11 protein-coding genes are annotated in these 12,464 nt (G+C 51.2%); 5 read left to right on the top strand and 6 right to left on the bottom strand.

Features of this window, described 5'->3' with window-relative positions; all coding sequences use genetic code 11:
* The first annotated feature begins 103 nt into the window (after positions 1–103).
* Positions 104–1,072, top strand: a complete 969-nt coding sequence (glk, locus tag BIY29_RS10820) for a glucokinase (RefSeq protein ID WP_121575136.1) — start codon at positions 104–106, stop codon at positions 1,070–1,072.
* Between the two features lie 46 nt (positions 1,073–1,118).
* Here glk and dcuR read toward each other — a convergent pair whose 3' ends face one another.
* From dcuR to ibpA, 6 genes are all read right to left on the bottom strand, one after another.
* Positions 1,119–1,841: a two-component system response regulator DcuR gene (dcuR, locus tag BIY29_RS10815; RefSeq protein WP_121575135.1), complete on the bottom strand. Its 723-nt coding sequence runs from the start codon at positions 1,839–1,841 to the stop codon at positions 1,119–1,121.
* Entirely contained in the window at positions 1,834–3,447 is a 1,614-nt protein-coding gene (locus BIY29_RS10810) for a sensor histidine kinase (RefSeq protein ID WP_121575134.1), read from the bottom strand. Before BIY29_RS10810 ends, dcuR begins: the two co-directional genes overlap by 8 nt.
* Positions 3,448–3,608: 161 nt before the next feature.
* Positions 3,609–5,021 carry a DASS family sodium-coupled anion symporter gene (locus tag BIY29_RS10805; RefSeq protein ID WP_121575133.1) on the bottom strand — a complete coding sequence of 471 codons (1,413 nt, stop codon included), beginning with the start codon at positions 5,019–5,021 and terminating at the stop codon, positions 3,609–3,611.
* A gap of 492 nt (positions 5,022–5,513) precedes the next feature.
* On the bottom strand, positions 5,514–7,172 hold the full coding sequence (locus BIY29_RS10800) for a putative transporter (RefSeq protein WP_121575132.1): 1,659 nt from the start codon (positions 7,170–7,172) through the stop codon (positions 5,514–5,516).
* 266 nt (positions 7,173–7,438) lie between these two features.
* Entirely contained in the window at positions 7,439–7,888 is a 450-nt protein-coding gene (gene ibpB, locus BIY29_RS10795; protein ID WP_121575131.1) for a small heat shock chaperone IbpB, read from the bottom strand.
* 131 nt (positions 7,889–8,019) lie between these two features.
* A complete protein-coding gene (ibpA, locus tag BIY29_RS10790; RefSeq protein WP_121575130.1) occupies positions 8,020–8,433 on the bottom strand; it encodes a small heat shock chaperone IbpA in 414 nt (137 codons plus the stop codon).
* Positions 8,434–8,751: 318 nt separating this feature from the next.
* Between ibpA and BIY29_RS10785 the strand changes: the two genes are divergently transcribed.
* From BIY29_RS10785 to BIY29_RS10770, 4 genes are all read left to right on the top strand, one after another.
* The gene (locus tag BIY29_RS10785; protein WP_121575179.1) at positions 8,752–9,096 is read left to right on the top strand and encodes a YceK/YidQ family lipoprotein; all 345 of its coding nucleotides are present in this window, start codon (positions 8,752–8,754) and stop codon (positions 9,094–9,096) included.
* Positions 9,097–9,393: 297 nt separating this feature from the next.
* A complete protein-coding gene (locus tag BIY29_RS10780; protein WP_240630094.1) occupies positions 9,394–10,527 on the top strand; it encodes an NAD(P)/FAD-dependent oxidoreductase in 1,134 nt (377 codons plus the stop codon).
* Positions 10,487–10,795 (top strand): (2Fe-2S)-binding protein, encoded by a 309-nt coding sequence (locus BIY29_RS10775; protein ID WP_121575129.1) that lies wholly within the window; start codon positions 10,487–10,489, stop codon positions 10,793–10,795. Before BIY29_RS10780 ends, BIY29_RS10775 begins: the two co-directional genes overlap by 41 nt.
* Positions 10,792–12,228, top strand: coding sequence for an NAD(P)/FAD-dependent oxidoreductase (locus tag BIY29_RS10770; RefSeq protein ID WP_170158919.1), 1,437 nt, complete (start codon positions 10,792–10,794; stop codon positions 12,226–12,228). Before BIY29_RS10775 ends, BIY29_RS10770 begins: the two co-directional genes overlap by 4 nt.
* Positions 12,229–12,464: the final 236 nt, after the last annotated feature.

The raw sequence follows: 12,464 nt of genomic DNA, 5'->3' as shown, positions 1-12,464 counted from the left end.
CCCCATCCTCATCAGCCTGGAAAACCGGATGCCAATGGTGAGCGAACTGTCGCTTGAAACATGAGAGGTAAGATTCTTGAAATCTAATCGGAGATAATACGTTATGCATCAGTATGCCCTGGTAGGGGATGTCGGGGGAACCAACGCACGTCTGGCGCTTTGCGCATTAGAAAGCGGTGAGATATCGTGCAACAGAAATTATGCCGTGTCGGATCATGACAGTCTGGAAACGGTTATCCGGCTTTTTCTGGCTGAACATGCTTCGCATAATGTCAAACAAGGCTGTATCGCCATTGCCTGCCCTATCGTCGGCGACTGGGTGGCCATGACCAACCATAGCTGGGCCTTTTCCATTGCGCAGCAAACCCAGAATCTGAATTTTGATCGTCTGGACATTATCAATGACTTTACCGCCGTCAGTATGGCTGTGCCTACGCTCGGCCCGAATGATGTGATTCAGTTTGGAGGAACGCAGGCTATAGCGGGTAAACCCGTTGCGATCTATGGCGCGGGCACCGGACTGGGGGTGGCGCATCTTGTGCAGGCGAACGATAAGTGGATTAGCTTGCCCGGTGAAGGCGGACACGTAGACTTCGCCCCAAACAGTGAGGAAGAGTCAGTCATCCTCAAAATACTGCGTGATGAATTTGGTCATGTATCGGCTGAACGTATTCTGTCCGGTTCGGGCCTCGTCAACCTGTATCGGGCTATCGTCATCTCCGACGGCAGAACCCCCGCGCCCCTGACGCCAAAGGCCGTTTCTGAAAAAGCACTGGAAAATAGCTGCGTGGACTGCCGCCGTGCATTATCGCTGTTCTGCACTCTGCTTGGGCGTTTTGGCGGCAATCTGGCGTTAACTCTGGGGACGTTTGGCGGCGTATACATCGCTGGCGGGATTGTGCCGCGCTTTCTGGATTTTTTCCTCAGTTCCGGTTTTCGTACCGCCTTTGAGGATAAAGGCCGGTTTAAGGATTATCTGGTCGACATTCCGGTTTACCTGATTACTCATCCTCACCCCGGTCTGCTGGGGGCTGGCGCATGGCTGCGCCAGGCAAGCGGCTACATGCTGTAAATAAACGACAGGGCCGTGCCCCGGCCCTCACCTCTTATCTGACGCGTTATTCGCAGTACTGCCGCAGCGCGTCCTGCTTTTCTGGCAGCAACCGGTAGAGATACACCGGTCTGCCGGTTGAACCATAAAGAATGTTGGTGGCAAGAATACCAGTGTCCGCCAGGTAGATCAGATACTTACGGCATGACACACGAGAGATACCAATGGCATTCGCCAACATTTCCGTTGAAAATTCCGCCCCCTGGTTCCCTTCAATCCACTCACACACGGTGCGCAGCGTTAAGCTGGTCAGCCCTTTTGGCAGCTTCTTGCGCTCACTGGCAGGGCTACCGCTGGTACGGCGGATCAGGTTATCGATATCGGACTGTGCCACAAAGTCGCGGTGTTTCAATAAATTCGCTTCTTCACGATAAGCCGTCAGTGCCTGCTCAAAGCGTGAGAATTGGAAAGGCTTAATCAGGTAATCCACCACACCATAGTGCAGCGCTTTCTTGATGGTATACACGTCACTGGCGGAGGAAATAATGATCACATCCGTCTTTTCACTGAACTCACGAATGGTGGGCAACAAATCCAGTCCGTTGTCCTGCTGCATATAAATATCCAGCAGAACCAGGTCAATTTCTGAATCAGGTTGCATCAATAAGTTTCTTGCTTGCTGTAACGTGGGTACCGTTGCATAGCAGCTAAATCCGGAAACCTGATTCAGATAAGATTTGTTGAGTTCTGCAACCATTGCATCGTCATCAACAATCAGTACATTAATCATGGTCAAACAACCTTGCTTGATAAGGAATGTTAACGAAAAACTGGGTATACACCTCAGGTTCCGACTCAAAATCGATGTTTCCGCCGATCTTTTCCAAACTCTGTCTGGTCAAATACAGGCCGATGCCACGTCCACTGCCTTTAGTGGAAAAACCCTGCTCATAAATGCGCGCCTGATCTTCCAGCGCAATGCCTGGGCCATCATCACCAACCGTGCAATGCAAACGCCCATCCTGATGGTGGAAACTCACGCTGATTTCACAATTCTCCTGCCCATCGATGGCGTCCATCGCATTTTCAATCAGGTTGCCCAATACGGTGATCAATTCATTGGTTGCATCAACATCATCCGTATCCAGCAGCAGGCTCTCTTCGCTGATCGATAGCGTAATGCCGAGATCGCGGGCACGGTTAATTTTACCCAACAAAAAACCAGCGATCACAGGAGATTTTACTTTACGGATAATTGAACCAATTTCCGCCTGGTAGTTATTGGCTGTTTTTAAAATATAATCTTCCAACTGAGAATAATATTTTAAGTGCAGCATCCCCAGTATTACATGCAGTTTGTTCATGAATTCATGCGACTGCGCCCGCAAGGCATCCGCATAGTAAGACATCCCGCTCAAACGCTGTAGCAACTGGCTGACTTCCGTTTTATCACGAAATGTGGCGATCGCGCCGACAATATCGCCCTTAACAAACACCGGTACGGTATTGGTCAGCAACAGATGCCCGTTGACATTAATTTCCTCATCGCGGCGAGGGATACCACTCTCCAGCACCTGTTGCATATGCAAGTGTTCCAGCCACTGTTCGCTAACGCTCTCTGATGTTTTTTTGACCAGCAGGTTACTCTGTCGAAACAGCCGTTTGGCCTCATCATTAATCACCGTGATACGTGCGTACCCGTCAACGGCAATCACCCCTTCCGTAATCTGCTTTAACATGGCATTACGCTGCTCAAACAGATTAGAGATCTCAAACGGTTCAAATCCCAGCATAATTCGTTTGAGTATTTTCACTAAAATCAAGGTGCCCAACCAGCCAACCAGCGCCCCCGCCAGGATAGTCCAGGGGATCATCCAGCGGTTCTCACTGATGACCTTTTGCACGCTGGTAAGCGCGATACCCAATGCCACAACGCCAATCTGCCTGTTATTACCATCAAAAACCGGCGTAAAAACCCGCAGCGCCGGGTCAAGGGTACCCCGGTTAATTGAGGTATTCTCCATCCCCAGCAAGGCTGGATAAATATCCCGGCCTGCAAAGTGTTCACCAATCCTTTCCCGCTCAGGATGGGTATGGCGAATAGTGTCCATATCGGTGACGGTAACGAAGAGCAACTGATTACGCAGACGGATAATTTCTGCCTCCTTCTGCACCAAACTCGCGTTTCCAATCCCTTGCAGTTCATCAATGATCATGGGTGAAGCGGCAAACGTGCGGGCAATGGCAAATGCTTTTTCCCGCAGGTGATCCTCTGATAATTGGTTAATGCGGAAAAACAGTAAAGCGTACACCACCAGCAGCACAGCCCCGATCACAGCCGAAACCATCAGAAACACCGATGTTCCCAGTTTCAACGGTGTTTTTTTCTTGCTCATGTCGCTCTCCGGAATGACCATCATCACACCGTTATCTTATACTGTTTCATCGCTTTTCGCGTAGCGCTGTAAACACTGAACGCTCTTTACCAGCAGGTGGCAAAGAGCGTCATTTCAGGAAGAGACATAAATCGATTTAAAGGCAAGGGATCTCTCTGGCCTTACCAGTAACCGAGCACTTTCCACCACATACCGCCAACCACCAGCCAGATAGGGATGATCACCAGGCTGACAAAGAAGCCGATCTTCCACCAGGTGCTTAACGGCATGTAACCACAGCCGAACAGAATCGGCGCCGGGCCGCTGGAGTAGTGAGTGGTGGACATAAACAGGTTACTGAAGATACCAAAGACGATAACCGTCAGCATTGGAGGCGCGCCCGCCGCCAGGGCAATCGATACGAAAATTGCATACATGGCGCTGATATGGGCAATCGCACTTGCCATCAAATAGTGGCTATAGTAGTAAATCAGCAACAGCAGACCCAGCATCGGCAGCCAATGCATACCGCTCACGGCGCCGCCTGCCAGCCCGCCAAGCCAGGCGATCAATCCCATCTTATTGAGCTGACCGGCCAGCGTCATCAGAACCGCGAACCACACCACGGTATGCCAGGCTTCCTTTTCACCGATAACATCGTCCCAGGACAGTGCACGGCTCAACAACAACACGCACAGGCCAGCCAGCGCAGTCAGAGTGGCGTCAATATTCAGCGTAGAGCCCAGCACCCAAAACGTAACCAACCCCAGGAACACGCCCAATACGATCCATTCATCACGGCTCATCGACCCCATTTCACGCAGACGTTCTACCGCAATCGCCCGCATTTCTGAGGTTTTCTTCAGCTCTGGCGGATAGAAACGGTAAATCAGATAGGGGATCAGAGCCAGAGAGAGGAAGCCGGGTAACAGCGTTGCCAGCGCCCAGTCAGTCCAACTGATATGAATATCGAACTGTGAGGCCAGTTTAGCCACCATTGGGTTACCGGCCATAGAAGTCATAAACATGGCGGAAGTTACGGCATTACACTGGAAAATGGACTGCACCAGAAAGGCGCCGATACGGCGTTGGGTTCCTTTTTCCGGCGTAGAGTCATAGGCCTCAGCGATAGAACGGAACAGCGGTGTTATAATCCCGCCACAGCGCGCTGATGTTGAAGGCATGGCCGGGGCGAACAACAAGTCGGTGAACACCAGCCCATAAGACAGCCCCAGCGAGCTATTACCCAGTTTGCTGATAAACACCAAGCCGATACGCCGGCCAAAGCCCGTTTTAATAAAACCGCGTGAAATAAAGAATGCGCAGGCGATCATCCAGATGGTCGGATCGCTGAAACCAGCAAGAACATCTTTAATGGAGAGCAAGCCCAATATGACGACCGACGTCAGACTGAACATCGCCATCGCGCCCAGCGGGTAAGGGGAAAGGATCAGACCAACCACTGTGGCAATAAAAAGCGCCATTAGGTGCCAGGCGTCAGGCTTGACACCATCAGGAACCGGGAGTAGCCATAACCCACCGGCGATACAAATTATAATCAGAAGCTTTAACAACCTGCCACTATTCGCAGACATAGAACACCACTCTTCATTAAACGGAATTCGTTAATTTACAACGGATGTCCCGTGTGGAGAAGTTGGCATTTCATTATTCTTCCTTCATCACCCTACTGGTTAATACTGTATTAACTAGCACAACAGGGAACATCAGCAGAAAAAAAGACGAGAAAACAGGTCAGGTTTTTCTCGTTTTATCAAATCAAATGATTAATAGGAATATGATATTATAAAGCACTTTAGCATCATCTTTACTTTAACTACTAAAGATGTTTATTAAGTTAATTATCACGCCATTTATTAATTTAAGTTGGTAAATATCACATCTTAAAATCAATAAGTTACAACAATTAGAGAACATATAATTAACTTAGTTTATTCTCAAAGAATTAAACATAAAACCACAATATTTGTAATGATAATAAAATTATGCCTGGCAAAAGATAGCTAAAAAACGAAGGAGAGGTTTCCCCCTCATCTTGATTTTATTTGCAGCCGCCGGAGCGTATTTCACATCGCCCAAAACAGAACCGCCAACAGTTGTGGCGACATAATGCGCAGGAACATCGCTAATGGGTACACCGTGGCATAAGACAACGCCGCCGCACCGCTGGTGGGATGTAATCCATTAGCGAATGCCAGCGCCGGCGGATCCGTCATTGACCCTGACAACATACCGCATAGCGTCAGATAATTCATTTTGCTGACCACCCGCGCCAAAATACCGACAATCAGCAACGGAATAATGGTAATTAACGCCCCGTATCCAATCCACCATATGCCATCGCCATACAGCAGCGTATCCATGAAGTCACCGCCCGATTTCAGCCCGACAACCGACAAAAACAGCACAATACCCAGTTCGCGCAAGGCAAGGTTGGCGCTGGGGGGCATAAACCAATACAGCTTGCCGATACCGCCGATACGCCCCAAAATCAACGCAACCACCAGTGGTCCGCCAGCCAGCCCCAGCCGTAAGGCTACCGGGAAACCGGGGATAAACAGCGGGATAGATCCCAGCAATACACCGAGTCCGACACCAATAAACACCGGCAACATTTGTACCTGTTGCAATTTCTGCTGTGCATTTCCCACAATATCGGCAACCGCATCAATCGCGGTCTTGCGCCCAACCAGATTAAGAATATCGCCGAATTGCAGGCTGGCATTATTGCTGGCGATGAGTTCGACACCGGCACGGTTAAGGCGGGAAATCACCACATCGTAATTTTGTTTCAGATTTAATTCACGGATCTTACGTCCCAGCACTTTCTCATTGGTCACCACCACCCGTTCTACGTGCAACTTTGTGCCACTGGTCGATAATGAGGTATCCACTTCATTACCGATAACCAACCGCGCTTGCTCCAGATCGCTTTTCGCGCCAACCAGATGTAAATAATCCCCCAGTTGAATAATGGTCGTGAGGGAAGGCACCACCAGTTCATCACCACGCTTAAGGCGAGAGCACACAATGGCATCACGATTCAGAATCGGTACATCCTGAATGGCCAATCCTTGCAGGTTTGAATTCGTGACGGCCACATTCATGGTATGCAGTTGTTCATGATGCATACCGCTGTTGTTGTCAAACTGCTTGGCTTCCGCATCGATCACCACGCGAAACAAAACACGCATCAGCCACATCACCAGCAAAATTCCGCAGATACCCAACGGGTAAGCCATGGCATACCCCATCCCCATCTGATTGACCAGTGCGCTGCTGGAACCGAGATCGGTCAGAATTTGCTGGCCCGCTCCCAGAGAAGGCGTGTTAGTTACGGCGCCAGAAAAGATCCCCAGTATGATGGGCAGAGGCACATTGAAAATTTTATGAATGATAACGGTCACTACACAGCCGAGGAGGACGGTCAGAATAGCAAAACCGTTGAGACGCAGACCAGAAACGCGTAACGAAGCGAAAAACCCCGGCCCAACCTGAATGCCGATGGTATAAACAAACAGAATTAACCCAAACTCCTGAATAAAATGCAGCATGTCGCCATTCAGCGTAAACTGATAGCTCTCGGCAAAATGCCCGACGATGATCCCACCAAACAAAACCCCGCCAATCCCTAAACCTACACCATAAATCCGCCAGTTGCCGATCCATAACCCCAGAACCGCCACCAGCGCCAGCATACTAACGGTAAGCGCAATATCACTCATACCTTGTATCCTTGTGTGGACGTATCTTCATGGAAAGAATAAGAGTAAAAACAAGCTATTCAGTTGAGAATACGCTTTTACTGTTATTGATTCTGGCAGAATGGCACGGCGGGAAACGTGGCGGGCAGCACAAAAAATTTCCATTACTTTTGACGTCGCATCAGCGACGGCCCGTAAGGGTGGCGGGCAGGAATAGCCCGCCCCGAAAAATGCTCGCTACTCGGCAAAGCGGCGGGCAAAACAAACAAAATGGTTATAAACGAAAATTATGACTTATCGTCAGCTGACGCCTGGGTCAATGCCGGACGGCTAGTGCCGATAGCAATTCGCTGCGGCTGCAATGCTTCTGGTACTTCACGAACCAGATCGATATGCAGCAACCCGTGTTCAAACTGAGCATCAGAGACATGCAGATGTTCCGCCAGCGTAAAGCCCAGGGAAAATGGCTTAAACACCAGCCCTTGATGCAGATACTCAACTTTTTTCTTTGTCGGCGTCGGATTCCCTTTCACCGTCAGGCGCGGGCCTTCTACTTCAATATCCAGCTCACGCTGCTGAAAACCCGCCAACGCCAGTGTGATGCGATAATGGTTATCGTCTTTTTTCTCAATGTTATAGGGAGGAAATTCAATAGACTCCTGGCTCCCCATCGAACTGGCTAATTTGTCAAAACCGATCCACTGACGTAATAGTGGTGATAAATCATAGTTACGCATAATAATTTACTCCTTCTATGAAGCGAGACCGTCTCTCCCAGTCACGGCGAGGTTACTGGGTTCATCCCCATGCGGCGGACGATGTTTAGTCGATTAATTCGCTAATGTATGAACGCAGGCGCGGATACCGGTTATTTAATCTCGATCCGGCGTGGTTTCATCGTTTCCGGCACAATGCGTTCCAGATCGATATACAGCAAACCGTTTTCCAGATTGGCGCCTTTGATCTGAATATGTTCAGCCAACTGGAACTTGCGTTCAAAATTACGCTCGGCAATACCTTGATATAAGTAGTTACGGGTTACCGGTTCACCGGCATGTGCCCCTTTTACGATCAATAAATTGTCGTGCGCCGTAATATCCAGCTCATGTTCAGCAAAACCGGCGACAGCAATGGCGATACGGTATTGATTCTCGTCGACTAATTCGACGTTGTAAGGGGGATAACCGCCATTACTTTGGGTTTGGCCGGTTTCCAGCAGATTGAACAGGCGATCAAAACCAATAGCGGAACGATAAAGCGGGGAAAAGTCAGGGTTACGCATAAAACAGCCTCCTAAAAATTCAGCGAGGATTCATAATCAACCTTCCCTAAGGACAGGTTCGCAGCCCGGATAGACACCCTTACGGCGTATCTTTCTCGCCGGACGTGTAATCAATATGGCGACCTCTGTCAGACTTTCAATAGGCCGATAACAAAAATTAGTATTTTCATGCAAAATTCACCGGTGAAGCGCGGGTTATCACATACACTTAACAATACAATTTAAAGAATCGCCGTAGCGTAAATAATGGAATTGCGCTCATCTGGCGCTGCGAGGTATATAGTAAATCATGGCGCGCTATCTCTAATGGACGGTAATATAACCATGCTGAAAAGTGCTTTATTCTCTTTTATCATCACCGGCAGCGGAGTGATGGCAACCGCCGGTTGTTCCAGCGTAATGACGCACACCGGCAGCGATCAGGGGTACTATCCCGGTACACGGGCCAGTATGGATATGTTGCGCGATGACGACACCAGTTGGGCAATGATGCCGCTGGTGATTCTCGACCTGCCATTTTCCGCTGTGGCCGATACCCTGCTGCTCCCCTACGACTATTACCGGGCAGGTAGTGATAAAACCTCAACGCACGATCGCATTTCACACAGCGAACAGCAGAACCAAACCGTCATTTCACAGACTGCCACTGCGCCTCACAATTAACTTTAAACTTATTTTTTCCCGCTCTTTTCGGGCTGCCCCTCTGGTTGAAGCGTCGCCGGAGCGGGTGACTATTACCCTCAACCCGCCAGTACAACGCGGCCTGCGCTCATTTGCAGTTTATGAGAATCGTTATTCCGTAAAGTTTATACAATATAAAATATATATTTGTTAATTTGACAGCAACTTAGCCAAGGCCCGTTAAAAGAACAGAAGAAATTTTCCATGAATAGCCGGTTAATGAATCCGGCACGACAGAACCGGCATATATCCCTTGCATCGGCGCAGGAATCGTCAGTTATGAATCGGCACGATATCAATCGGCACTATGATGTGGTGGTTATCGGCGGCGGTATTGTAGGTCATGCCATCGCTTACGGCCTGAGTCAGAAAAAGATCAGCGTGGCGGTTTGCGATGGCGGCGATCGCGACTTCCGGGCTTCACGCGGTAATTTCGGACTGGTTTGGGTTCAGGGTAAAGGGTTAACCTGCCCATCCTATAATGCGTTGTCCTGTCTTGCCGCTTCGCAATGGCAGGATTTTGCCCAAAGTCTGCAAACGAAAACGGGTATCGACTGCGGTTTTCGCCGCCCCGGCGGTTTGAATATTTGTCTCAGCCATGATGCGCTGGAACAGGCTGAACAAGCGATGCGGAAATTGCGCCGGGGTAACCCCCATTTCAGCTATCAGGTATGGCGCGCAGAGACTTTGCGTCAGCATGTCCCTGCCATTTCGCCGCAGGTTGCCGGCGCCATCTATTCGCCTCATGACGGTCACGTCAACCCGCTGCTGACGCTGCGGGCGCTGTCGCAAGCTTTTATACAGGCGGGCGGAGATTATTTCCCCTCATCGCCGGTCAGTGAAATTCAGCGTGATGCCACTGGTTTTATCCTGCATACCTCACGCGGCGAATTCCGTGCGCAGCGGATTGTGCTGGCCGCCGGACTGGAGAATACCCGGCTTGGGTTACAGGTTGGATTATCTATTCCGATAGAGCCGGTGCGCGGACAGGTGATGATAACCGAACGTCTGGCGCTGCTGATCGACTATCCCAGCAACATGCTGCGCCAGACGCAGGAAGGTACGGTGATGATCGGCGACTCGCATGAACATGTGGGGATGAATGACGGTACGTTGCCGGCTATTCAGCGCGATATGGCGCAACGGGCGCTGGCGGCCTTTCCGTCGCTGGCTGAGGTACGGATCGTGCGCGCCTGGGGCGCATTACGCATTATGACGCCTGACGGCCTCCCGGTTTACGATACGTCCGGCAGTCACCCCGGCGCGTTTGCCGTCACCTGTCACAGCGGCGTCACGCTGGCCGCGTTACACAGCAACCTTCTGCCGGATTGGGTCCTCGGCGGGAAACTTCACCATCTTTTTGAGGCGTTCAATGTCCAGCGATTTACACTTTCACCCTTTGCCGTCAGTTAGCCCGCAGTCAGTCACCATCTGGGTTAATGGCAACGCCTTGCAGGCCAGCCCGGACTGGACTATCGCCGCCGCGCTGCTGGCCAACGGCTTTACCGCCTGCCGTACAACCGCCATTGATGAACAGCCGCGTGGGCCTTTTTGCATGATGGGCAGTTGTTTTGAATGCCGGGTAACGGTGGACGGCACGCCACACATTCAGGGTTGTATGACGCCGGTACGCGCCGGTATGCGCATTGCATTTCCTCATGGCGCAAGGGTGGTGCAATGAAAAACAGTGATGATACTCACCAGACCGCAGCAGGAAAAACGGTTGATTTGCTGATCGTCGGCGCGGGGCCAGCGGGTTTAAAAGCGGCACAGGAAGCCAGTCAGGCCGGGCTTACCGTCTGGCTGGTGGATGAAAACCCGCTGCCCGGCGGACAAATTTATCGTAATGTGACCCGTTCGCCCATCAGCAATGCGAACGCTATTTTTGGAGACGAGTACAGCGCGGGTCGCCAGCTTGCAGGACAGGCTTTTTCCCCCCATATTCGCTATCTGCCCAATACGCTGGTCTGGCAAATCACGCCGGAAAAACAGGTCTTTTTGTTGGAAAAAGGCGAGGTCACCCGCAACCATCAAATTCAGGCGCGCTTTATTTTGCTGGCCGTCGGCGCACAGGAGCGAACGTTCCCGATGCCGGGCTGGACGCTGCCGGGCGCCATGACCGTGGGCGCGGCCCAGTTGCTGCTGAAATCCGCCGGGTTACTCCCGCCGTCGCAAAGCGTGTTGGTGGGCAGCGGCCCGCTGCTATTGCTGTTCGCCGCGCAGGTGGTACGCGCCGGAGGAGATATTCAGGCCATTCTGGACACCACCGCCCCCCGACATTACCTTAACGCGCTGCCGTTTCTGCCTGCCGCATTACGGCATACGCCAGGCTATCTGTATAAAGGCTGGCAGTTGTTGCGTGAAATAAAAAAAGCCAACATTGCTTATTTTTCAGGCGTCGGCAATCTGGCGATTGAGGGTGACGAGCAGGCCAGCGCCGTCCACTTCACCCATCGGGGGAAAGCACACCGGCTGACCACCCATTCGGTGCTGAGTCACATTGGCGTTACGCCTGCCAATCAGTTGGCGAATGCGCTGGGTTGCCGTCTGAGTTGGGATAAGCAATACCAATACTGGTTACCTGAACTGGACGACTGGCAGCAGTCCAGCCTGCCGGGCGTTTACATCGCCGGTGATGCCAGCGGCATTGTCGGCGCGGCGGCCTCGGTACTGAGCGGGCAAATCGCCACGCTGGGGGTACTGCATGACGCGGGCGTTATCACTCTTCAGGAACGGAATAGACAGGGAAAGCAGTTACAGACGGCACTGCATAAACAGTTGGCGATCAGGCCGTTTCTTGCCGCACTGTATCCTGTACCGCAGGCCGCTGACCAACCGGAAGACCGTGTGATGATTTGCCGCTGTGAACAGATCAGCGCAGGTGATATCCGCTCGGCGGCAAAAATGGGATGTAGCGGCGCCAACCAGCTCAAAGCATTTACCCGTTGCGGAATGGGAGCCTGTCAGGGGCGAATGTGTGGGCAAAACGCGGCGCAACTGCTGGCTCACGCCCAACAGCGTAAGATGCAGGATGTAGGCTACCAGCGAGCGCGCTTTCCCCTTAAACCCATAACCCTTGCCGAGTTGGCGCAAAGCGGGGAACGAGTAAAATAAGTGGTTTACGGTAAACCCGCGCCCGATCGCCATGCGGCTTTCCCACCTCCCCCCAGGCCGCTCTTCGCAGAATAAATCACCGCGTTTTCCCGCCCAAAGGTTTACCTGCGTCTTTGTCAGCCCAGTAAATGAAGATTCACAGGAAAAAGCGCCCTGTATTAGCTAATTTTCCATAAAAAATAGAGATTAAAGCTGATTAAATTTTTTAGATTAGCGTTATAAACTGTATATAAATG

The sequence above is a fragment of the Brenneria alni genome, assembly GCF_003666245.1.
In the GTDB taxonomy this organism is placed as follows: Bacteria; Pseudomonadota; Gammaproteobacteria; order Enterobacterales; family Enterobacteriaceae; genus Brenneria; species Brenneria alni.
The sequence above is the reverse complement of the archived record's forward strand: the minus strand, read 5'-3'. Positions and strand labels throughout refer to the sequence as shown.

Coding starts and splice junctions, on each gene's coding strand:
- BIY29_RS10780 (WP_240630094.1), top strand. CDS start 9,394: ATGAATCGGCACGATATCAATCGGCACTATGATGTGGTGGTTATCGGC.
- BIY29_RS10810 (WP_121575134.1), bottom strand. CDS start 3,447: ATGAGCAAGAAAAAAACACCGTTGAAACTGGGAACATCGGTGTTTCTG.
- BIY29_RS10775 (WP_121575129.1), top strand. CDS start 10,487: ATGTCCAGCGATTTACACTTTCACCCTTTGCCGTCAGTTAGCCCGCAG.
- dcuR (WP_121575135.1), bottom strand. CDS start 1,841: ATGATTAATGTACTGATTGTTGATGACGATGCAATGGTTGCAGAACTC.
- ibpA (WP_121575130.1), bottom strand. CDS start 8,433: ATGCGTAACCCTGACTTTTCCCCGCTTTATCGTTCCGCTATTGGTTTT.
- BIY29_RS10800 (WP_121575132.1), bottom strand. CDS start 7,172: ATGAGTGATATTGCGCTTACCGTTAGTATGCTGGCGCTGGTGGCGGTT.
- ibpB (WP_121575131.1), bottom strand. CDS start 7,888: ATGCGTAACTATGATTTATCACCACTATTACGTCAGTGGATCGGTTTT.
- glk (WP_121575136.1), top strand. CDS start 104: ATGCATCAGTATGCCCTGGTAGGGGATGTCGGGGGAACCAACGCACGT.
- BIY29_RS10770 (WP_170158919.1), top strand. CDS start 10,792: ATGAAAAACAGTGATGATACTCACCAGACCGCAGCAGGAAAAACGGTT.
- BIY29_RS10805 (WP_121575133.1), bottom strand. CDS start 5,021: ATGTCTGCGAATAGTGGCAGGTTGTTAAAGCTTCTGATTATAATTTGT.